This window comes from Pseudarthrobacter sp. O4 (assembly GCF_050157025.1).
In the GTDB taxonomy this organism is placed as follows: domain Bacteria; phylum Actinomycetota; class Actinomycetes; order Actinomycetales; family Micrococcaceae; genus Arthrobacter.
Genome location: NZ_CP189592.1, coordinates 32,326 through 52,640, shown reverse-complemented (window position 1 = coordinate 52,640; position 20,315 = coordinate 32,326). Strand labels below are relative to the sequence as shown.

Below are 20,315 nucleotides of genomic sequence, written 5' to 3'. Positions count from 1 at the left end.
TTCTCGGGCATGAGTGCCGACCTAGAACGGGTTCTCGGTCTCGACGTGATCGTCTGCGTCCTCAAGAGCCGTGCTGACAAGTTCCTCGACGTCCTCGGCGTCGGCGTCGGCGTTATCGATCCACCACCTGGCCCGGGTGATTGCTCGCGCCAGGACGAGGATCCGTTCCTCAAAGTCCTCGGCACTGAGCGTTTCGTCCGCGTCAACCGTCAACGCCTGCAGCGCCGTGGAAAGAAGCTCGTACCGGACCCGTGTCGCCCACGGAATCTGCTTCTCACTGCCCTCAACCGGCGGCAACTGGTGGTCTGCCTCGAATGACTCGGCCTCAGCCAATGCCTGGGCGTTCCGTTCCGCGAGCCAGGTTTCCCGGCCGGCGGCGTTTTCCTTTGTGAAGCACCTGCCGCAGATCCGGTTCAGCCCCAGTCCGTAGGCATGGGCCTTACGTCGGCCCGCGGGGACCTTGGACAAGTCAGTTGCCTGGGTGTGCCCGCACTTGTACTTGATGCTCACTGTTGTAGCGATAGCCATGCGTTCCTCCTTGGTTGCGCGATGATGATCTGTTCACCTTCAACGAGCCCACACGCATGTCTGTCTACCAAACGGGTCACATGTGCTTTGCCTGGAACCAGCTCACGAATGATGCGCCTGCCAGAAGCAAAACGCCAAGGAAGCCGTTACCGAAGTTCCCGGCAAAGATCCCCGCAAGCAGGAATATGATGCCGGCCACGCCTAGGGCCAGCTTGAGCAGGCCGGTACCAAACCGTATCGGGTGCACAAATATGTTCCACATCAAGCCCAGGAGCAGCACCACCGCTCCCCCACCAATAATCCAAACCATCGCTCACGCCCTCTTTCATCTAGGTGGTCTTCATCTAGCTCGTCCCATTTCAGCCGTCAGGTGGCACAAATGTGCCACCTGACATCTCGATCTGTGCTGCATCCTTCCACGCGGCAACGACAATTTCGTCCGTTATTGGTGGTACTAGAGGCCAAGTTTTGCTTTGGCCGTGGTCCAGTCGGTCGCAATGGACCTGCTGTGCGGCCGTGAGGGTGACCCGGTGCTGGCACACCGCAGCGTTGAGTTGATTCTCTATGCCGTCCTTCGGGTTCTGAACGTGCGTAGCGCCCGCGGCGTTCGGATTTCGGGCCAGAGGTTCGAGGTGCTGCTTGCTCCCCCGAGTTCCAGAGGCACGATGTCGGCATCCGCTGGACTTAGTCCAGCCTCAGAAGAGCGTCACATTTCCGCTGGGCGCAGACGACCGCGAGGGTCCGCCGCAGATCAATACGAGTCACCAGCGATGCAACAACAATGAATGCACAGTGCAACCAAGGTCAGTCCGGAACTCATCGCACCCCCGCCCCAGACCCTTACTTATCGAGGGCCGGCAAGAGGATCTTGTCGAAGACCCACTGGATACTCCGGTCTTCAGCCGCAGCCGCACTCCTGAGCTTGTCCAACGTTTCCTTCGTCATCCGAAACGTGTAGGACTTGTTCTTTGGTTCCTTCTCAACGGGTGCGGCAGTTTGAATTTGCGCGGGCGGAGCGACTGGGACCGGCGCGGGCGGAGCGACTGGGACCGGCGCGGGCGGAGCGACTGGGAGCAGCGTCTCTGCCTGCTGGGCGAAAGCTTCGATTCGGGCTTCCTCATCCGGGCTGGTTTCACGCCGGCGGCGATTGGGGGTGGGGCGTGCGTTAGCCAAGGTTGATCATCTCCTGTACGAGTACCTGAATTTCGGCCTTGGCCTTGCTGTCGCTCCACTCCACGACTCCCCTACCGACTGGCATCACGTCCATGTAGGAACTGCGCTGGTAGATCGTGGTGTCGAACAGTGGGATCTCGGGGTAGTCACTGAGGATGTCGCGGGACTCGTCCAGACGCTTGTCCATGGCGTGGGTGGATGCCTGGGTGAACAGTCCACGGACTTCGAGTTCAGCATTGAAGTCCAGGATTCCTTCGACCACCTTGACGAACTTAGGCAAAGTGTCGAGGTCCAGCGGAGATGCTTTCATTGGGACGATCAAAAGGTCGGATGCGGTGGCTGCTGTACGCAGCTCCTGTGAGTCATAACCGCCTGTGTCGACGATGACAAAGTCAGCACTTGCCTCAAGGTCCAGAAGAGTGGCGCGCAGGTTTCCCTTCTTCTGCACACCAATCACTGCCGGCAGATCCGGACTACGCTCCTCGCGGTCGGCGACCCAGTTCGTCGTGCTGGCAATGGGGTCCGCGTCCACAACGGTGACCTTTTTGCCCAGACGTGCCAGTTCGGCAGCCAGGTTGACCGTAAGTGTTGATTTTGAACACCCGCCCTTGAGCGAGCCGATGGTGAGAATCATGAGGTGCGAGCCTTCCGTCCGCTGCAGTTTCGCTTAGTTGCATGCTAGTTGATCAGGTGGCCCCAACTCGTTCCATTCTTATTCGCAACAAACAGCGTTTCGGAATAGAACCAGATTGAAACTAGATCTAATCGTAATCACTTGCGAAGTTGAATGCAACTTGTTTGCAACCAGAATGAAACTAGATCCAAACGTAGCCAGTTGCAAAGTTGAACGCATCTTGTTTGCAACCAAACTGGTTGCAAGCGAGAACGCAACCAGGCTCTATCGCGTGCTTTTCGTATTTCGTTTCGTTTCGTATTCCGTTCTGCAACGAAAGACGATATGATGAAACTATGGGCGAGAACATTTTTGAAGTTGACGTGCGTACGTGCCGGTTTCCGGGGTGCCCGCGCCCCGTCATGGCTTCCCTAGCCAGCACCGGCCGGCCGCCGGAGTACTGCGATGACCCGACCCATACGCGCGCGTCGGCTTGGCGGGCGCGGCAGCGCCTCAGCGAAGACACCGCCCGCGCCGCCGAGACACGGCCCGTGGATACCGCGCGCCAGCGAGCCAGCGAGATCACCGGCCAGGTGACCGGGATGATCGAGCACCTCGGGCAGCAGCTGACGACGCTGGTCGAGGAGCTACGCACCGTAGGAGACCCCGAGGCGGCAGAGGCACAGATCGAATCAGTAGCAAGCGAAGCCGCCGAGCAGGTGGCTACCGCGAACGCCCGGGCCGCCCGTGCCGAGCAGGCTCAGCGCCGGGCTGGCGCCGAGAAGGACGAAGCCGATGCCGCAGCCGAGGAAGCAACTCGGCAAAGTGAAGAACTGGCTGAGGCGCTGGCCGGCGTCAACGCCGAGCTGGCCACCGAGCGCGAGGAGAAAGGCCGGCTTGCTTCCGAGCTCGCCGAGGCCCGTGTGGCTGCGGCGGCCGAGCGGGAGCAAGCTCAAGCCGAAGCTGAGCAACTACGGGGTGACCTGGAATCCACCCGGGCCCAACTGAGACAGGTTGAGCAGGAACGTGACGCAGTGACCCGACGGGCCGAGGCTGCGGAACGGGCCCGTGCCGAGGCAGAGCAGCAGGCAGGCGCCGCCGAGAGCCGCGCCAAGGCTGAGGAGGCGCGCGCCGGCCGCGCAGAAGCCGCGACCGGCGAGGTGCGGGGACAGCTTGAGGGTGCCCGGGCCGACGTCGAGCACATACGAGAGACGATGGCCGACCTGCGCGGCACTCTGGCAACGTTGACCGCCGAGCGCGAAGCGGCCAGAGCCGACATCGAACGTGAACGCGTCCATGGGGACCAACGCGTTAAGGACCTCCACGACACCTACCGCCGCCAAATCGACCAACTGCGCGACGAACTAACCCAAGCCCGCGAGACACCGACCAAGGAACGCCGAACCTCTCGCCCGCGCACAGCGGGAGAAGGACAAAGCCCAACGGTGTAGCCCGCTGACCCTCCTGTGTCTTTGGCCCTAGCTAAGGCGGTGGCGCGAATCCCGGGCACCGACGCGTTGCCGGGCTAGCCTTGAATGGTGAGTAGGTTCGAAACAGACCGCGCCTTCCAAATGGACGGCACCATGTACGAACACGCCGACCGCCGGCCAGACCACACCGGACACACAGTCCACAGGTTCACATACAAGCAGGAACCGGAAGTAATCGCCCAGGTTCCCCTGGTTGACGGCGGACCCTTGGAAGTCCACGGGTACGCCACATTCTGGACTCAAGAAGAGGTCGATGTGGCCTGGACCGATGACCGTGGCAGCACCTACCAATGCTGGGTTCCCGCTTCACAGGTACGCCGGCCCTCGCCCGGCGAATGGCACGGAAACTACCTCCCCCGATAAGACAACTGTCCTCACGAGCCGGTGATCCAGTGATGAAACCGGAGGGGCATCGTCCAGGAACAGCTGCGCCACCTCAGCGAACTCTGAACAACCCAGGCGGGTCACGGCGGTCACAAGCCATCGCCGCACGGTCTGACGCCATCCAACGCTCGTTACTGGTCGGCTTGCTCCCCTGGCGCGCCCTGCACTTCTCACAATGCCCACAGATTCCACCAGCGCACGCAGCCGGAGCCTGCACCGGCCACTCACGCAGTGTGGCCACTCCGCGCGCCCTACGCCTGACGACACGGGACCCCGCTTCATCCCGCCACTCAAACGGCACCCAATCGTCAGCAAGTTCGCGCGGATTGTGCGCCCAGATCGCTGCATACGCCTCTCCCCATGCAGCCGCCGACCCCCATACCGGCACAACCTCAGGGCATCGGTGACCATCCCGCCAGTGGCGGGCCACCGTGCTCTTGGGGACGCTCAGCGCGGCCGCCACCTCTCGGATCGACATGCCAGCTTCCCGCGCGTCATACACCGCCATATGCAGCAGGCTCGCCTCAAACGAATCGGCGACGCTCGCACGTTCGCGTGCGAGCCGGTACGCCTCCGCGGAACTGATGAACTCCGACATAGTTTCACTCCCATCGCGTCCCACGGTGGGACACGGCTACTGTCCCACGGCGGGACAGTAGCCGTCAAACGCCCGTGGTAGCGAGGAGTTCAGGCACAGGGAGCGCTTGTTGCACAAAGGTCGGTTGGGGCCCTGGCTCAGGAGGCTGGATGCGTGACCGGCTTGGTGCGGGGAGCCCGAAGCGGGCACGGTGGCGTTCCCAGGAAGCGATGGTGGCCTGCTGCAAGGGTCCAGGCAAGGCCGCGAAAGCGGCGGCGCGTTCGGTGGTACGCAGGATGACGTCGTCGGGGGAGAACGCCTCGCGCCACCTGGCATAGCGGGCGGGCTCGTTGATGCCTGCGGCTGTGCGGCGGGTCGCGAACTGCGCTTTGAGCGCTTCTTGGGTAGTGAGAGGGAGCCGCTGGAAAGCCCGGGCGTGGTGTTCCTGACGTTCCTGGCGTTCTTCGGCCGGCAGGGTGTCCCACCAGGCTTGGTAACGGGCGTGGTCTTTGGCCAGGGCACGGCGGCGCTGTGCCGCCCACGTTCCTGATTGCCGCTGGCGGTATGCCTGCCGCTCGGCGTCAATCTGCTCTTCGAGCCGGTCAGCTTCTTCCGCAGCAGCTGTCGCGTGCTCAGGGGCAACCGTGCTGGTGGCAGTCCAGATTCCGTCACTGTCACAAAGGGCAAGGCCGGCGGCCGCGAGAGCCGTGAGGGAAGAGCGTCCGGTACGGAGGGTGCTGGGGCCGGCAGGAGTGTTCAGGAGCTCGGGCAGGGCAGCGGAACGGCAGAGGGGAGCAATCGCGGAGGGCCCGTTCTGGCGGAGTGTTTGCCAGAAGCGCCGTGCGGTGGGAGGCAGGGGCAGCCAGGTGGAGGAGCGGGGGAGGGGGGCGTGACTACGAGGTGGGGAGGATTCCAACACAGCTGTACCCTGTGCCGGAATCAGTTCAAACTCGAAGCTGCCGGTCTCAGGCGATGCGGGGTTCAAGGTGTCCCTGTGCAAGGTGCCGAGCTTGCCGTCGATGAAGCGCAAGGCTGCGCGGATCGCAGGGCGGAAAGCGATGCCCGTGTCCAGGACAAGGTTTCTCTCCGGAACCGGGACACGGAGTACACCGGTCCGTTCGATCCTGTCCAGGACGGCGTGCGCGACGGTGGCAAGGGTGTCTCTGCGTCGGACCGGGTACTCCCACAGCAGCACGTGCAGTCGCCGCCTGGCAGCGTCCACTATGGCCAGCACCTCCGGTGAAGCCTGATCAGCTGACCGGGCCGCCGTCGGATCCTCTGCGAAGAACGTCGTGAGGTCCTCTACACAGTGGTTCCAGACGTTGTTCACCCAGCGTTTCTGGTTCAGGCAGGCTTTGGGCATCGCGGACGGGTGCGCGGCGGACACGGCGTTCCAGGCTTGTGCGGGTGTGTAGCCGGCGACCACCATCTTCTTTGTCGCGATCAGCTCAAACGTCGACCCTGAATGGTCCATGCCACCGATCACCGGGCGGGTCCCGTGTGTAAGGTACTCGTCCCAGACATCCGGCAAAGTGCGGCCGCCTGGGACGGGGGAGGGGAGTGCTGCGCGGAGCCAGGAACCGGATCCGTCGCGCGCGGCCGTCTGGGACACGGAGGATCGGGAACGCTGGGACACACGCGCTATGTCACCATGGCTCCGTCGTCCAGTGCGTTTCGCGGCAGGGACGTCCGGGCAGGACCGCAGCGCCTCCCGCAGGACCCGAGCACCGCCCAGAACAGTCGTGGTCGCACCGGTACGGTGCGGGGCGCTCAGCGGGCGGACCGCCGTACGCACATCAATGCTGGAAGTGTTGACGCGGAAGCTCTTGCGCAGCTGCGCGACGTACTCCCGCAGGGCCGGGAGTGTGGCGACGTCGACGTGAATGAATATGTGGTGCCGGCCGGCGGCGCCGCCGGAAGGGCGCACCAGGTGCCAACGGCTGTGTTTGACGGCCCAGTCGGCCACGAGGTCGGTCACAGCGTCACCGCGATTACCGGACAGGTCAACGTCGACCACCCGGAAGTCTGATCGCAGTCGGCCAAACACCGTTGCGATAGCACGGGTGCCGACCCAGCCGAGGGCAGCATCCAGCGAACCGGCCAGCAGCCCGGGGACAGCCACGTTCGAGGCGTCCAGGGCCCGCCATGAGCCCGGCTCGAACAACGCCTCGTCAAGGTGGTTCAGCGGACCTTGAGTCATGCCGATCCATCAATGGATAAGGCGCAAAATCGCATGATGGGGGAGCCGGCGATGAGCGGCGCCAAGGCAGTCCATGCCTGGACATGGACTGAAGATTTGTCCGAAACGCCGCGCGTGTCGGTGGGCACAGCCGTACCCAAAAAAGGGTGTGTGTGTATGATGGAGTCATTCCTAAACAGGAGCGGACATGAAAATGCCGCTGTTGTTCAAGTAGCTGGAAACTAAGAAACTTGCCGGGATCAGAGTTTCTGGCTACCGATTGATTAGCAGTCAAGGCCCGCCTAGTGCGGGCCTTTTCTTTTAAGAGGCCACGCGGAAAGCCTCCTCTTGGACTGGTCTTGGGCCTAGCTGAGCGAAGTCGAAACTCTCGATCCACTCAATGACGCGCTCGGTGGTGAGTGGTCCGGGCTTGCTGCAAGCGGAATCAGCGATTGCTTGGAGCTTCACCCAGTGCTCGGGGTCAAGCTTCACTGCCACGGTGTGGCGGTCCTTGCTTCCAGGAAGCGGAGGGCGTCCAGGGCCTTGTCGAGTTGCCATGTGATTGACGCTAGCGAATTTAAATAAAAAGGTTGGCGGGTGACACGCCGGACGCTAGCGAATTTAAATAAAAAGGTTGGCGGGTGTCGGGGGTTGAGCCGCAATGGAACGGTCAGTCACGTTTAGCGGCTTGTTTTGGGCTTTGGTCGATTTGAGGGCTTGCCAGGGTGAGTGTTTTGTGGACGATTGATATGCCGAGGCTGTTGGCGATGGTTCTGATGGACTCGCCGCGTTCGCGTCGGGCCAGGATGGCAGCTCGTTTGTCGTCGTCCACCACGGGGCGTCGACCTCCGACACGGCCGTTTCGGCGGGCGGCCTCTAGGCCGTTCTTGGTTTTGGCTGAGATGTCGCGGCGGCGGTCTTCTGACAGGGCCAGGGCGATATCGAGGATGAAGGAACGTTGGGTGTGTTCGCCGGCGGCGATCCCGGCGAGGACTTTGACGGCGATGCCGTGTTGGAACAGGTCGTTCAGGACGATGAGGCCTTCGAGGAGGTTGCGTCCGAGTCGGTCGACTTCGTGGATGGCGAGCATTCCTCCGGGAGGTACTTGCGAGATTGCTTCCAGCAGGACTGGCCGGTCCTTAGTTGCCCGGTACTCCTAGGCCTGGTACTCCTGAAGGTGTCTTCAGGGGCAATCTAGGGGCTTGGCGACTCACGACACGTTCAGGAGTACCAGGCCGTGGAGGCGGGTTGACCCTGAGGCGTGTCCGGACCCATCAGTCACGGTTGGATGGTTGCTGGCTGGGGCTGGGGTTCGGCCGGTGCCGGTTCGGTTCCGGCCCGGTAGCGGTAGGTGATGTTTTCGTCCTGGACGACGAAGGTCTCCACGCCGCTGCGGGTCCAGTGCAGGACGAGAAGGCCGTAGCGTTCGGCGAGTTTGGCCAGGGTCGAGAAGGTCGTGACGTCAATAATCGGCCGGCCTTGCGGGGCGGACATCGGGTGGACCCGTACCAGCAGTGCGGAGTAGCGACGGCGGATGGCCGCCCCCTCGTCCGCGGGAGCCGTGCGGCGGGCAAAGACCACGATGACGGCTCCCGTAACCAGGGCGGCGAGCAGCAGGACGGCGGAGATGAAGCGGGCAAGGGCTGCGCTGATGCTTACGCCGTTCATTCCCACCATGCGCGGCGCCGTGGCTGTCTGCTCCGTGGTGGTGTTGTCGGTGACGGTCAGGGTGTCCGGCGCACCGGTGAGGGAGAGCTGAAGTGCTGTGAGGTTGAGCTTGAGCTCCGGGTGGAAATCGGGACCCTTTGATGTGCTGACCTGTGGTGTGACCACGATGGAGAGCGGCCCGGGGGGGCAGGCCGGTAACAGCTGATGCAGCCTGGGCCTTGGCTTCGAGGGCCTTTAGGTCTGGTGCATACCATCAAGCTTGTTGGGGAGCCCGGCCGCGCGGTCGATCAGCGCGCCGACATACTCGCCGAAGGACATGTTGTACCGCTGCATCGCCATCCAGGCTCGGTAATGCTGGTCTGGGAGCACAAGACAGTTCAGTGGTGCCCTCTTCCCAATCAGCTTGGGTGCGCGGTATTCCTCCATGTAGACCACCCTAACCTCGGTTTAAGAGAACCTGTAGATATACAGAACGTGTCGCGATGGCGGCGATCGCGCCCCCGGGACCAGGCAAGCGACAGCCTACATACATGCTCCGCACATGCACAACTCAATAGTTGCGCACTGCCTGTACGCTCCGGATGGCATCAGGTAACATTTTGTGTCAGCTGTCAGCCTGCCCTATGTGGCGGTCTACACCACAAGCAGCTGACCTTGGCTGAAGGAGCTTTAACGATGGCAAACGGCGGCCGCAGCGTGTTTCTTACGCAGCAACAGAAGAAAGAGCGGCTAGCGGATCGCATGGGCATCCTGGTGGATATCTGGGAGTCCGACAACAACACTGCGCTCACTTACCCTCATGTCCAGGAAGCACTTTCCACCCACGGAATCCACCTGTCGCGAACACGCTGGTCCTACTTGATCAATGGCACTGGAAGCCTGGTGACAGATCAAGAACTCCTAAAGGGCATCGCAGAGTTCGTTTTTAAGGTGCCGGCTACTTATCTGTGTGATCTCAACAGTGAGACTCCACCTGAGGTAGAGGCCCAGATGAAGTTTCTTGTCCAGATGCGAAAGCTCAAGGTGAAGAACTTCGCCGCCAGAAACCTGGGAGCCATGTCGCCTGAAACGCTGAAGACAATCACTGAAATTATCGATGCATCGATGAATGGTGAAGAGTGAATGGCTCTCCCACCGGTTCAGGACAAGGTTCGGGAATTATGCGGTGACGGCACGACATCGATGACGGAAGTTATCGAGCGTCTGGCCGTAATCTGTGAGAAAGCGATCAAGCTGATCGAGCAAGAGTGGTCCTGGGGAACACTGACAGCCTTCAAATTGGACTTTGAAGATCACATCAAGATCTATTTCCCTCCGCAAAACTCGATGCAGTACAAGCTTCACTGCATATATCACGAGCTCGGACACATATATCTGGAGAGCCTGCAAGTCCCCTTGGCTCTGCCGGATTTCTCTGAAGAGATGCTGAAGGAGGCAGCCGGCGCGATAAGCATGAGCTGCCGGTCTGTTCCGAATCATCCCGTAGAACGGTGGGTGGAGGATTTCGCTTTCGAGATGTCGAAGAAGACCCGCGGGAACAGCTCGTCCGATCCCGATCCGTTCCTCTGCTGAGCCATGCGACTACTCCTTTTTGCGCTGCTGAGCGCCCTATGCCTCCTACGGATCCCTGCCATGGTGAAGATGAAGGAGGCCCGCGCTTCGTGGCTGGCGTCAGTGTTCGGCCTCGCTGCGCTCTATGTGCTGGGAACCGTCACGCCACTAGAGGACCTTGACAGTGCCCTCGGCGGAATCAACGTCACAAATCTGCTCCAAAGCAGCTTTGCGCTGCTGGCAATCTTCTTCTTTAACGACAGCGTGCGCCGCTTGGCGAACGTAGACGAAGTCAGATGGACCTACTACGCGCCGCTGCTTATCCTTCCCGTCATGGCTTTCAGCTTCGCGCTCATTGAGGATAAAGCTCCAACGGCAGCGAGCTTCATCGTTAGTCGGCTGGACCAGCTCCCAACAGTTGTCTATAGCGGTATGTACATGATCGCCCTGTTGTTTACCGTGCTTAGGACGGTCTACATGCTGCGTCACAAGGCTAAGGGCCTGTACGCCGCATTCACGATAGGGCTGCTCGTCGTTGCGGCGGCATGCTCTTGCCATATCGCCTATGTGGCCCTCTTCCACTTCACGCCCTGGCACGCCCTAGCCCTAGATATCGGGTCCTGGTGGGATCGACTGTTCTATAGCGGCCTCTCTGTAACGGCTGCTGGTTGGCTCATTCTCTTCCTCTCAAAGCAGCTCGCTAGGGTGCGTCTCTGGACGGCTGATGCTTTCTGGCTCACTGCGTTAAGGATCCGAGTTAATGCTGACCGGTCACGCCTCAGCCCCGCGTGGGATCTTTTAAATGAGACGCTCGAAAACGGCATTTACAAAAGCCTTATTGTTCTGCACAACTACGAGCGCGGCAACTTGATTACGTTCCCGGAACCGATGCAAGACAGGATCACTCGAGTTGAAGCCAAGCTGGACGCGCGTGTCTAGCTTTGGCCAGTCGCGATCGTCCTGTTGACCCACCCGGTCAGTTGGCTGGCAAAAGTGTGAGGCGAGGCGTTCCACTCCTGAGTATGATGCGCTCCGGGTAACGAAATCAGGGTGACGGTGCCAGGATTCGCCCGTTGGAACGCGGCCGAGATCTCCCAAGGAACTTCTTGGTCAGCTTTGGAGTGCAAGACCAGCGTCGGGACGGCCACCCGGTCAGGTACATCGACCCATTCAAGCGCATCGAAATTGATTGCTTCCTCCAGACCGATTAACTTCGCGAAGAGGGGAACCTGCATGAGACGCATGACGAGGCCGGCCCCGATCGCCGGTACGCCGGCTCGCGCCGCACCTGCTGTGATGGTTTTACGCCAGCTCGTGACGGGCCCCACCAGAATGATCCCTGCGATCTGCTCCCGGTATGCGCTGCGCTCCGCTGTAAGCAGGGCAATGGTCCCGCCCATTGACCAGCCGGAGAGGATGATTCGTCGGGCCCCATGAGCTACGGCGTAGGCCACCGCGCTTTCCACGTCATGCCATTCGGTTTGCCCCAGGTGGCTCGACTCGGCCTGTGGCGGGCTGACCTCCGGGTCGCTGCGAAATGAGGGCACCAGGGAGGTAAACCCCAAGGGACTGAAAGCCTGGACATCTCGGAACATGATCGCGCGGCTGGTCCAGCTGCCATGGATATGGATCACCCATACGTCCGTGTTCTCACCTTCGAATAGCCAGGCCGGCGCCGCACCGTAGGAGGTGGGGATGTCCACCTCTTCGTATCGTCCGCCGACCGCAGACGGTTCGAAGAATACATCGGGGGTCCAGTCGACCAGTGGCCCCAGCCGTTCCGGTCCGGAGCCAGGAGGATCGATCCGCCGCTCTACAAACTTTTGATCCTCATCGATCAACATGACTTCGCTGACCCTCGTGTAGCTCGCGGCCACAGGGTCGAACACCCCAAAGTCACCCGGGGCTTTGGTGTAGTCGTCCAGATCGATGCGGATTCCTCGTCCGTCATCTGTCAATTCGGCTCGGCGGTAGTCCTTTGGGCCCTGCTTAACGATCTTGTGGGCCATGACAACCGCGAACGCAGATAGCGCGGCAGTCGGTACAAGGAACGCCAGGCAGACCAGGCCATGCCGTGTTGTCAGCATTACGTCTCACCCTCCAGCGCCGATCCAGGTAGAGCAACGGAGCCAATTCATCGTAACGTCCCTTCAGCACTTGCTAAATGAATAAGCCATGCTCACTACAGGCGTTGCACATGTTCACTACAGGCGTGTAACGTTCTGACTGGACCATCCGACGCCTGAGCATTGAAGGGGATTCATATGACCAGGAGTGAACGGCAGACGTCGTTTTCAGACTCGTTGACCGAGGAGCAGCGGGCTGGGATGGATGGGGCGGCCCTGGATGCGGACGATGTTGAAATCATCGACGAGATTGATCCGGATAACCCATCTCTGGACGCCCCGAGGGCGCGTGAACTCACAAGACAAATCAGAGTCGCTTTGGAGCATTCCTACACGCTGATCATTACGGCGTATCAGGGGAGAGCATGGGCCGCTATGGGATACAGCTCGTGGGATGCGTATTGCCAGGGTGAGTTTGGGTCTTTGGCGTTGCAGCCGCCCCGTGAGGAGCGGCAGGCAGTGGTTATGTCGATGCGTGAGGCGGGCATGAGTACGCGGGCGATCGGTTCCGCCCTTCAGGCTAGCCATACGACCATTGAGCGCGATATTGCCAGCAGCAGGCGAGCCATCGAAGTCGCGGACAATTCTGCAGGTGGCACATATGTGCCACCTGCAGAGGCAAACGTCGTGGGCCTTGATGGCAAGTCCTACCCGGCAGCCGATGCCCGGCCCAGGAAGCCGGAGCGCGGCACGTTTGAGGATGTTCCGTTGAGTGATGAGTTGTTGAATATGTCGCCGTCGGAGATGGGGATCGCGGCGTTGTCGCCGTCGTCGTTTACGTCGCGGCCGGCGCGGGAGCGTAAGGATGCTGCGCGGCGTTTGACGGGGTCGATGGATTTGCCGTTGCCTCTGGTGATCAAGCTGGCGGGGCAGATCACGCTGGATCCGACGACGCTGACGGTTGATGAGGATTCGGACGCGGAGACGTTGACGGAGCTGGCTGCGGACGCTTCCCGCGGAGTCCTGGCGTTGTCCCACGTGCTGACAGCCATTGACGTCAAGGTGCTCTCCGGCGATGTCGATGATGCGGTGGCGTTGACTGCCGTTGTCACGGATGCGGTGGATGAGCTGGGGAGGTTCCTGGATGCACTGCATTCCCGGAAGCGCAGGCCTTAAACGGAAACAGCCCCGGATTGGACTCCCAGGGGCTGTTTCCAAACAAACATCTACGAAACAGAAGATTTTCATCAACGGATTCAGTGTACAGGCAGTGGTTGAGCTGACAAGTAAGTTCCCGCTCCTTGACACGGAATATTTGACTAAGGGGATTGCGTCATGACGCCCGGGATAGATCGTAAGACTGACCGGATCAATCCGGATTCCATGGCCACTCTGTGGCTGACCGTTTGCCTCGTCGGGTTCCTGGCTGTGGCCTCGTTCATGGTCTCCTTTACTGGCCTGCATGAGGTCGCGGCGTGGGCCGGATTGCCGGTCTGGCTGCGTTGGGCTGTCCCGGTGTTCATCGACGTCGCAATCCTTGCCTACACGCTGGCGGTGTTGATCCACCGGCACCGCGGGGAGCGGACGTGGGCGTCCTGGATTTCCTTGGGCGGGTTCACGGTGTTTTCCATGGTGGCCAATGCGGCCCACGCGTTGTCGATCCCGCACCCGGACTTCGGTCAGCAGATCATTGGTGCGGCGATTGCTTCACTGGCTCCGCTGGCCGTGTTTGCAGCTACAGAGCAGCTGGGCCGTTTGGTGATCGGCAGGCCGGACGCAGGGGAGCCTGCCGCCAAACTGACCGTAGGGTCTGTCGGCACTGCACCGGATGGCCCTGGTAGCGGTGGTGAGCCTCTGCCCGAGGCTGAGCTCGCCCATGTGCCGGCTACATGGCTTGCCGCCGAAAGCACAGCTGGTGAGGCCGTACGGGCGTCCCTGCCCGTCACACAGGATGAGCCTGCCGTGCCTGTTCCTGTTGGTGCCGCCACTGCGCCATCCACGGAATCAGTTCCCGCAGTACCGGCTGAAACCTCCAGCGATGGGCTGACGTCCCATGTTGCCCCTGTTCCTGCCCTTAATGTTTCACCCCGGCCTTCTCTGAGTGTTGTCGGGCGGAAGCCGAAGGCTATGGATCTGGAGCAATGGGTGGGCGCCCAGCTGAGCGCCGGCACCCAGCCGACAGGCAAGGCCGCCGCGAAATTCCTGAACGTCTCTGAACGGACCGGGCGGACGCGCCTGAACGATTTGAAAGCCACCCAGCCTGCCCTGTTTGCCGGTGCAGTGTTGAAGGAAGGTACCAACGCGTGAGCACAAAAGCTATGGCATGGGCGTTTGAGAAGGAGGTATCCGCGGAGACGTGGAATGTTCTTCTGAGGCTTGCACATGACGCAGACGATGCCGGCCTTGTCGTCTTCAGCCACGGGTATCTCTCACATTTGACTGGTGAGCCGCAGGGGAGGGTCCAGGCCGCTCTGGCCGAGCTGATGGTGAAGGGCCTGGTGAAAAGCACGTCCTTGCCGGACAGCGCCGCCGTGGCGGAGGCCGGACACGACCAGGCATTGTGCCTGCAGCTGGGGAACACCGCCCACGAAAGGGCGGTGCCCCAAGAATTTCTTGATGAGATCAACGCAGACCGTGCCCGCAGACGAGCAGAGATCGAAGGCATCCTGTGAGTTCGAAAGCCCTGACATGGGCATTCAGTAAGGAGCTTCGGCAGGGAGCCAAGTTCGTGTTGGTGACCATGGCTGATGCGGCCGACGACGACGGCTATCTCTTCCCCTCGTACGAGTATCTGGCCCACAAGACGTGCTTGTCTCAACGCTCCCTGGTGGCCGCTATCAAGGAACTGGTCGAGCTGGGGTTGGTGGTGTGCGAGCGGAACCACCACCAGGACGGCTCGCGGGCGGCGAACCTGTTCTTCCTGCTTCTGGAGAACAGGAAGCATGCGTCGCCGGTGTGGCGGGGTGCGGTGTCCACAAAGGAACGCAAGGCTCAAGCCGAGCGATTCCGCAAGGAAGCGTTAGCGAACCTGACCGAGCAAGTTCCGCAAGAAACCAGTAGTGCAGAATCTGCACTTAGGCCCGATGAGGGGCCTGCAGGTGAGCCTTCCTTGGAGGAAACCAGTGGGCAAGTTCCGCAAGAAACCAGTAGTGCAGAATCTGCACTTAGGCCCACGGGGCAGGGCAAAAACTCCGGAAAACCAGTAGTGCAGAATCTGCACTTAGGCTCCACCAAAGTGCAAAATACGTCGGACCTAAGTGCAAATTATGTAAACGCCTCCTTTAAGGAACCTCATGATGACTTAAGTCATCATCATCAGTCCGGGCGCGAAACGGCACCTGCCGCTGAGGTCGTTCCGGTGACGGTGATTGATGATGAGCCTGCGAAGCATCGGGGAGTGGACTTGGCCGGGCTCAAGCACCGGCTGGAGCCGGTCCTTGGCCCGTGCCGATCCGAGAAGCTGGTCTGGGTCATCGATGAGGCGCTGTCCAGGGCGACGGCGAAGGTTTCAAATCCGTCGGCGTTCATCGTCAAGTGCGTTCTCAACGACCCGGACCGGTTCGCACCAGCACCGGCCGGTTCCGGACCAGCGGCGCCCGCTGCCGGCTGCGCAACGGCTGCTGCCGGGTTCGCCGTGGTGACGCGGTCCAGGGCCTTGCTGGGACCGGGCGATACCCCGTGTACGAAACCGGATCATGGCCAGTACGCGGCGGATCACTGCCCGGCGTGCCGGACGGAAAACCTTGTCGCCGAAACGGCTTTGGAGCCGGCACCGATGAGCGGGGATGAGCTGGCGGCGTGGCGGGCCGAGAGGGCCGCGAAGCGCAGCGGGCCGCGGGTTCTTGAGCGTCCACGCACGGTCTCCGGCGGTGTTCAGGTCTGATGTCGGCTGGTCAGGGCAGGGGGATCACTGGCATGGAGACGGTCATCGCGGAGGCTGTCATGCATCCGAAAACGCGGGGGGCCGTGTGGAACATTCTGGCCGGTTACGGGCTGGGGCAGGATGTGGACGACGTCGTGGCGGACACGGCGGAGTCGGCGTTGAAAGCCTCTGGTTCGTTTGATCCGGAGCTGGGGCATGTGCAGGGCTGGGTGCTGACGATCGCCAAGCGCCGGGCCTATGACCACGCGAAACGGGCCGGGGCGAAAGGCCGGCTGCAGGGCCGGCTGGAGGGTGAATCCGACGGGCCTGACCCGGCGTTGAATCTCGTGGAGGATGACTTCGCCCAAGAGGTTGTCGAGCGGTTGGCGGCCAGTGCGGAGTCCCGGCAGATCCTGGCTTTGACGGAGAAGCTGGTGGCTAATCCGGATTCGTTCCGCCGGGTCGCGGCGTTGTGGATGGTCTACCAGGGCAGCGTGCCGAAAGCCTCTGCGGCGCTGGGCATCTCGCAGGAGGCGCTCCGGGATTCCCGCCGGGAAGTCGTCCGGTGCGCCCACGTCGTCCGCAAGGCCGTGGCAGCCCGGTCCGCCGGGGACCCCGTGACCGTCGGGACGCTGCTGGGGTGTCTGCCGGTGGAGGGCAACGAGGACGGTTCGTGGGCGCGTGCGTTGTCCGTCGCTGTGGTCCGTGCCGGCGGGTTCGGGAAGGTCACTGCCGCATCGATGGCGGAGGTGACCGGGTACTCGCTGAACACCTGCCGGCAGTACGTCGTCGAGGCGCACTGGCTCCTGCAAGTCGCCCGGACCGTACTGGAAGGTGTTGAGACAGCTTGAGCGGGTCCGGAAGCGAACCACCATTGACAACACCGGCAACAGGCAACGGGGAGAGCATGACTTTCAACATGGACGGCACCGGACGGCAGGAGGACGGATTCAGTCCCGGGCAGCGTGCGCAGCTGGAGGAGATGATGTCCGCCAAGCAGCCGGGCAAGCGTGAACAGAAGCGTCTGGCCCGGCGTGCGGCGCGTCAGAGGATCCTCGGGGCCATGCAAGACACGGTGGACGCCGCGGCGCCCCAGGACAGTGCCACGGGCTTTGACCGGACAACAGTCAGGGGCAGGGCGGCGGCGTGGTTTTCACGCAGTGCCCTGACACGGGCCGTGCTGGGTATCGCCGTGATCGCCGTCATTTTGACGTGGTGCGTTGTGGTGTTGGGCGGCAACCGGTGAAGATGCTTAGCCGGGCCGGGGGCGCGTTCTTCATCACGGTCCTGTTCGCGGCGTCGCTGCTGGTCGCTGTTGTCCTCGGCGCGGTATCCGGCGGGAGGGCTGGCGCCTCGACGGACCCGTCCTCGTGCGTGGCACCTCTGCCCGGGGCCGGCCTGGCCGCCGGTAAGGTCCCTGCGGAGTACGTCGAGGCGATCAGGGAAGCCGCGAAGGCCTCGGGTATCCCGGCGCCGATCCTTGCCGGGCAGCTGCGGCAGGAAAGCAACTTCAACCCCAAGGCCGTCTCCCATGCCGGGGCCCGCGGCATCGCCCAGTTCATGCCGGGCACGTGGGCGAGCTACGGGCAGGGAAAAGACCCGTTCGACCCGCAGGCCGGTATCAGTGCCCAGGGGAAGTTCATGGGGGAGCTGCTGAAGCAGGCGAAGGCCTCGGGGTTCGCCGGGGACCCGGTGGATCTTGCCCTGGCCGGCTACAACGCGGGCTGGGGCGGGGTGACCGCTGTCGGTGGGATCCCGGACAACGGTGAAACCGCCCAGTATGTGACGCGGATCAGGCAGTTCGCGAACGAGTTCGCGGCCAAGGACGGCACGGACGCTGTCACTGCCGGCGAGGATAAGGGTTCGGGGGACTGTGATCTTGCGACCGGCACGTCCAGCGGGAATGATGACTACCCCTTCAAGGACCTGCCGCACTGCATCCTGAACGCCAATGGCGGATACGCGGGCTGCCCGGCGGGGTCCCAATCGGAGTTCAACGCCTTCCACGGTGAGTGTGTGGACTTTGTGATGTGGCGGCTGAACCAGCAGTTCGGTGTGGTCAAAGCGCCGTGGAAGATCATGAACGGCAACTTCCGTCCGGACGGTGGCGTCCTGGGTGATGCGCGGGATTACAGGGCCGCATGGGAGAACAAGGGCTGGCCGGTGGATAAGACACCCACCGTCGGGGCCGTGGTCTGGTACGGGCCCTCGAACGCGAATGCCTCCTCGGCAGGCTACGGGCACGTTGCCATTGTGAAGGAAGTCCTCAAGGACGGGTCCTTCATCGAGGAAGGCTATAACTTCGGGTTCCCGCCGGACGATCACAAGTACTACACGACGAAGCGGGCCAGCAGTGCACCGGATAATTTCCTGCACCTGCCCAAAGCCGGCTGAACCCCAAGCCGGATGAACACGGAACGGACATGACCATGATGACGAACGAAACCACAGCCGCGCGGAAGCCCGACCGTTGGGCAATGCCAGCTGCCGTGCTCGGCGCAGCCCTTGCGCTGGTGTTCCTGACCGGCTGCGGGGGCGGGCCGGTCGTGGACGTCACCTCACCTCCGGAAACTGCCGCGCAGCCCACCGGAACGGTAACGGGGACCACTGGGGAACCGGCGCCGGGCAGCGGGGCGGCGTCTGCGTCTGTATCGCCGCCGTTTACCGGCAATCCGGCCCCGCCGATGCAGGGGCAGGGTGTCGAGACGGCCCAGCCGGCATGGAACGCTGATGCCGAACGTGCCGCGCTGGTCGCGGCCGATGATGTGATGCGTGCGTTCACCGCCACCACCCTGACCTCATCCCAGTGGCAGGCACGGATCAAACCGTTGCTGACCCCCCGGGCACAGCAGGCATGGTCCCGCGCTGATCTGAAGTACTTCACGGCCACCTCGGTTACCGGCCAGCCGCGGCTGGATGAGGACCGGTCCAACCCGTACTTCGTATGGGCGAGCGTCCCGACGAACGACGGCGACTACCGGGTACACCTGAACCGCCTCGAACCGGGCGCACCGTGGCTGGGAGACATGATCAGGCCGCTGCAGCTCAAACGCTGAGACCCGCTTCACGCCCCATCCTCCACGGACGGTCTCTGCACCTGGCGCATTTAGCCGCCGGTGCAGGGGCCGTCTTCTCTTGTGCTCTGACACACGGCTGCGGGACAGGGCAATGAACCTTCCATAGACATGCCGGCAGCACAACAGTTTGCCGGCGGAAGGGAAACCAATGTTTGAAGGCATCGCCACCGGGTTCAGCCAGCTTCCGCTGGCACCGGAACCGGTGAACCCCGACCAGTCACCGGATTATCTGGCGGGGCTCCGGGATTTCGCGGGACAGTTCCTGACCGGTTGTATCGTGCTGGTCGTCATCTCCGCGATCGTGTCAGTGACCTTGTTCGTGATCGGCAAGATGACGGCTCTTTCCAACGCCCAGGCCAAGTCATTGATGTGGTCCGGCCGTGTCTTCCTCGGTGCCGCGATCATCGGATCCGTCGGCGGCCTGATCTTCTGGGGCTCCGGTCTCGGGAAGTTCAACCTCATGCCCGCCGGGGCGCAGCAGCCAACCGTCGAGATCACCAAAAAGCCGGCCAAATCGACGTGCGCAAGCAGGGTTGAACTAGGGGCGGGCCTGTTCAACCAAGATGACATTGCCGGAGCGGTGAAGTCGTTGCTCTCCGATGAAGACGGCGAAAAGTACAAGAACACGGGCAGCGTCATCTGGCTGCCAAAGGGACCCCAGTGCACCTCTGAGAACCACGTAGCCGATCCGTGTTCGAAGGTTGAGGTCTATGCCGGGGGATCGCAAATCGAGGTAGCTCCCCGCAACACATCCGAGTGCAAGAACTGATTGAAGGGTATGTATCTGATGAGTGTTTTGACTGAGTTGTTGGTCTCCGTTCCGGCGGAGGGGATTGATCCGAAGGTCACTGCCAATAACACGGCTCCGTGGTTGCCGGTGCTGCGTGATATTGCCGGTGGTGTGATGGTGACGTGCATCGTTTTGCTGGTGATCGTGCTGATTATCGGTGTTGTTCTGCTGGTGGCCGGGAAGCTGGGTTCGATGTCCGGTGCGCAGTCCACGGGCTTCATGATCCTGGTCTGGGGTTTGCTGGGCGCCGCGGTGATCGGCTCCGTCAGCGGGCTGGTGTTCTGGGCTACAACGAATTCCCTGGCGCCGGCACCGGTCGCGGCGGCCGCCGGTGCTTTGCTGGGGCTGGGCTGATCC

21 protein-coding genes and 1 pseudogene are annotated in these 20,315 nt (G+C 62.1%); 14 read left to right on the top strand and 8 right to left on the bottom strand.

What is annotated here, in order from left to right; all coding sequences use genetic code 11:
- Positions 1–21 precede the first annotated feature (21 nt).
- The 3 genes from ACQCSU_RS21840 to ACQCSU_RS21830 form a co-directional block, all read right to left on the bottom strand.
- Positions 22–528 (bottom strand): hypothetical protein, encoded by a 507-nt coding sequence (locus ACQCSU_RS21840; RefSeq protein ID WP_426979941.1) that lies wholly within the window; start codon positions 526–528, stop codon positions 22–24.
- 76 nt (positions 529–604) lie between these two features.
- Positions 605–838 carry a hypothetical protein gene (locus ACQCSU_RS21835; protein ID WP_426980030.1) on the bottom strand — a complete coding sequence of 78 codons (234 nt, stop codon included), beginning with the start codon at positions 836–838 and terminating at the stop codon, positions 605–607.
- Between the two features lie 855 nt (positions 839–1,693).
- Positions 1,694–2,335 carry an AAA family ATPase gene (locus ACQCSU_RS21830; protein WP_426980029.1) on the bottom strand — a complete coding sequence of 214 codons (642 nt, stop codon included), beginning with the start codon at positions 2,333–2,335 and terminating at the stop codon, positions 1,694–1,696.
- Between the two features lie 335 nt (positions 2,336–2,670).
- Between ACQCSU_RS21830 and ACQCSU_RS21825 the strand changes: the two genes are divergently transcribed.
- Positions 2,671–3,765, top strand: a complete 1,095-nt coding sequence (locus tag ACQCSU_RS21825; protein WP_426980028.1) for a hypothetical protein — start codon at positions 2,671–2,673, stop codon at positions 3,763–3,765.
- Between the two features lie 1,085 nt (positions 3,766–4,850).
- Here the strand turns inward: ACQCSU_RS21825 and ACQCSU_RS21820 are convergent.
- The 4 genes and pseudogenes from ACQCSU_RS21820 to ACQCSU_RS21805 all read right to left on the bottom strand — a co-directional run bounded on the left by ACQCSU_RS21820 (position 4,851) and on the right by ACQCSU_RS21805 (position 9,038).
- A complete protein-coding gene (locus tag ACQCSU_RS21820; protein WP_426980027.1) occupies positions 4,851–6,965 on the bottom strand; it encodes a hypothetical protein in 2,115 nt (704 codons plus the stop codon).
- A gap of 649 nt (positions 6,966–7,614) precedes the next feature.
- Positions 7,615–8,076: pseudogene (locus ACQCSU_RS21815) on the bottom strand (recombinase family protein); the annotation flags it as partial.
- Between the two features lie 146 nt (positions 8,077–8,222).
- On the bottom strand, positions 8,223–8,777 hold the full coding sequence (locus tag ACQCSU_RS21810) for a DUF5305 family protein (RefSeq protein ID WP_426980026.1): 555 nt from the start codon (positions 8,775–8,777) through the stop codon (positions 8,223–8,225).
- A 69-nt stretch (positions 8,778–8,846) separates the two neighbouring features.
- Entirely contained in the window at positions 8,847–9,038 is a 192-nt protein-coding gene (locus tag ACQCSU_RS21805; RefSeq protein ID WP_426980025.1) for a hypothetical protein, read from the bottom strand.
- Positions 9,039–9,266: 228 nt separating this feature from the next.
- Here ACQCSU_RS21805 and ACQCSU_RS21800 point away from each other — a divergent pair, with 228 nt between their 5' ends.
- Genes ACQCSU_RS21800 through ACQCSU_RS21790 form a run of 3 tightly spaced genes read left to right on the top strand, consistent with a single transcriptional unit; the run spans position 9,267 to position 11,102 of the window.
- Complete coding sequence (locus ACQCSU_RS21800; RefSeq protein ID WP_426980024.1) at positions 9,267–9,734, top strand: hypothetical protein; 468 nt, start codon at positions 9,267–9,269, stop codon at positions 9,732–9,734.
- Entirely contained in the window at positions 9,735–10,184 is a 450-nt protein-coding gene (locus ACQCSU_RS21795) for a hypothetical protein (RefSeq protein ID WP_426980023.1), read from the top strand.
- Between the two features lie 60 nt (positions 10,185–10,244).
- Positions 10,245–11,102 (top strand): hypothetical protein, encoded by an 858-nt coding sequence (locus ACQCSU_RS21790; RefSeq protein WP_426980022.1) that lies wholly within the window; start codon positions 10,245–10,247, stop codon positions 11,100–11,102.
- On the opposite strand, the gene ACQCSU_RS21785 is transcribed toward ACQCSU_RS21790, so the two are convergent.
- A complete protein-coding gene (locus ACQCSU_RS21785) occupies positions 11,099–12,250 on the bottom strand; it encodes an alpha/beta hydrolase family protein (RefSeq protein ID WP_426980021.1) in 1,152 nt (383 codons plus the stop codon). The genes ACQCSU_RS21790 and ACQCSU_RS21785 overlap by 4 nt on opposite strands.
- A 177-nt stretch (positions 12,251–12,427) precedes the next feature.
- Between ACQCSU_RS21785 and ACQCSU_RS21780 the strand changes: the two genes are divergently transcribed.
- The 10 genes from ACQCSU_RS21780 (at position 12,428) to ACQCSU_RS21735 (ending at position 20,312) form a co-directional block, all read left to right on the top strand.
- Positions 12,428–13,405, top strand: a complete 978-nt coding sequence (locus tag ACQCSU_RS21780) for a hypothetical protein (RefSeq protein WP_426980020.1) — start codon at positions 12,428–12,430, stop codon at positions 13,403–13,405.
- 159 nt (positions 13,406–13,564) lie between these two features.
- A complete protein-coding gene (locus ACQCSU_RS21775) occupies positions 13,565–14,536 on the top strand; it encodes a DUF2637 domain-containing protein (protein WP_078107860.1) in 972 nt (323 codons plus the stop codon).
- Entirely contained in the window at positions 14,533–14,901 is a 369-nt protein-coding gene (locus ACQCSU_RS21770; RefSeq protein WP_426980019.1) for a hypothetical protein, read from the top strand. The genes ACQCSU_RS21775 and ACQCSU_RS21770 overlap by 4 nt, the downstream gene beginning before the upstream one ends.
- Positions 14,898–16,112, top strand: a complete 1,215-nt coding sequence (locus ACQCSU_RS21765) for a helix-turn-helix domain-containing protein (protein WP_426980017.1) — start codon at positions 14,898–14,900, stop codon at positions 16,110–16,112. The genes ACQCSU_RS21770 and ACQCSU_RS21765 overlap by 4 nt, the downstream gene beginning before the upstream one ends.
- 83 nt (positions 16,113–16,195) lie before the next feature.
- On the top strand, positions 16,196–16,942 hold the full coding sequence (locus tag ACQCSU_RS21760; RefSeq protein WP_426980016.1) for an RNA polymerase sigma factor: 747 nt from the start codon (positions 16,196–16,198) through the stop codon (positions 16,940–16,942).
- A 56-nt stretch (positions 16,943–16,998) separates the two neighbouring features.
- Positions 16,999–17,337 (top strand): hypothetical protein, encoded by a 339-nt coding sequence (locus tag ACQCSU_RS21755; protein WP_426980015.1) that lies wholly within the window; start codon positions 16,999–17,001, stop codon positions 17,335–17,337.
- 2 nt (positions 17,338–17,339) lie between these two features.
- Entirely contained in the window at positions 17,340–18,485 is a 1,146-nt protein-coding gene (locus ACQCSU_RS21750) for a CHAP domain-containing protein (RefSeq protein ID WP_426980031.1), read from the top strand.
- A 29-nt stretch (positions 18,486–18,514) separates the two neighbouring features.
- Positions 18,515–19,147, top strand: coding sequence for a hypothetical protein (locus ACQCSU_RS21745; RefSeq protein ID WP_426980014.1), 633 nt, complete (start codon positions 18,515–18,517; stop codon positions 19,145–19,147).
- Between the two features lie 169 nt (positions 19,148–19,316).
- Positions 19,317–19,937 (top strand): hypothetical protein, encoded by a 621-nt coding sequence (locus ACQCSU_RS21740; protein WP_426980013.1) that lies wholly within the window; start codon positions 19,317–19,319, stop codon positions 19,935–19,937.
- A gap of 9 nt (positions 19,938–19,946) precedes the next feature.
- On the top strand, positions 19,947–20,312 hold the full coding sequence (locus ACQCSU_RS21735; protein WP_426980012.1) for a hypothetical protein: 366 nt from the start codon (positions 19,947–19,949) through the stop codon (positions 20,310–20,312).
- The last annotated feature ends 3 nt before the right edge of the window (positions 20,313–20,315 follow it).

Excerpts from the sequence above, each read along its gene's own strand:
- ACQCSU_RS21755 (WP_426980015.1), top strand. The coding sequence starts at position 16,999 with ATGACTTTCAACATGGACGGCACCGGACGGCAGGAGGACGGATTCAGT.
- ACQCSU_RS21780 (WP_426980020.1), top strand. The coding sequence starts at position 12,428 with ATGACCAGGAGTGAACGGCAGACGTCGTTTTCAGACTCGTTGACCGAG.
- ACQCSU_RS21805 (WP_426980025.1), bottom strand. The coding sequence starts at position 9,038 with ATGGAGGAATACCGCGCACCCAAGCTGATTGGGAAGAGGGCACCACTG.
- ACQCSU_RS21825 (WP_426980028.1), top strand. The coding sequence starts at position 2,671 with ATGGGCGAGAACATTTTTGAAGTTGACGTGCGTACGTGCCGGTTTCCG.
- ACQCSU_RS21775 (WP_078107860.1), top strand. The coding sequence starts at position 13,565 with ATGACGCCCGGGATAGATCGTAAGACTGACCGGATCAATCCGGATTCC.
- ACQCSU_RS21745 (WP_426980014.1), top strand. The coding sequence starts at position 18,515 with ATGACCATGATGACGAACGAAACCACAGCCGCGCGGAAGCCCGACCGT.
- ACQCSU_RS21840 (WP_426979941.1), bottom strand. The coding sequence starts at position 528 with ATGGCTATCGCTACAACAGTGAGCATCAAGTACAAGTGCGGGCACACC.
- ACQCSU_RS21795 (WP_426980023.1), top strand. The coding sequence starts at position 9,735 with ATGGCTCTCCCACCGGTTCAGGACAAGGTTCGGGAATTATGCGGTGAC.
- ACQCSU_RS21790 (WP_426980022.1), top strand. The coding sequence starts at position 10,245 with ATGGTGAAGATGAAGGAGGCCCGCGCTTCGTGGCTGGCGTCAGTGTTC.
- ACQCSU_RS21740 (WP_426980013.1), top strand. The coding sequence starts at position 19,317 with ATGTTTGAAGGCATCGCCACCGGGTTCAGCCAGCTTCCGCTGGCACCG.
- ACQCSU_RS21750 (WP_426980031.1), top strand. The coding sequence starts at position 17,340 with ATGCTTAGCCGGGCCGGGGGCGCGTTCTTCATCACGGTCCTGTTCGCG.
- ACQCSU_RS21735 (WP_426980012.1), top strand. The coding sequence starts at position 19,947 with ATGTATCTGATGAGTGTTTTGACTGAGTTGTTGGTCTCCGTTCCGGCG.
- ACQCSU_RS21820 (WP_426980027.1), bottom strand. The coding sequence starts at position 6,965 with ATGACTCAAGGTCCGCTGAACCACCTTGACGAGGCGTTGTTCGAGCCG.
- ACQCSU_RS21830 (WP_426980029.1), bottom strand. The coding sequence starts at position 2,335 with ATGATTCTCACCATCGGCTCGCTCAAGGGCGGGTGTTCAAAATCAACA.
- ACQCSU_RS21785 (WP_426980021.1), bottom strand. The coding sequence starts at position 12,250 with ATGCTGACAACACGGCATGGCCTGGTCTGCCTGGCGTTCCTTGTACCG.
- ACQCSU_RS21835 (WP_426980030.1), bottom strand. The coding sequence starts at position 838 with ATGGTTTGGATTATTGGTGGGGGAGCGGTGGTGCTGCTCCTGGGCTTG.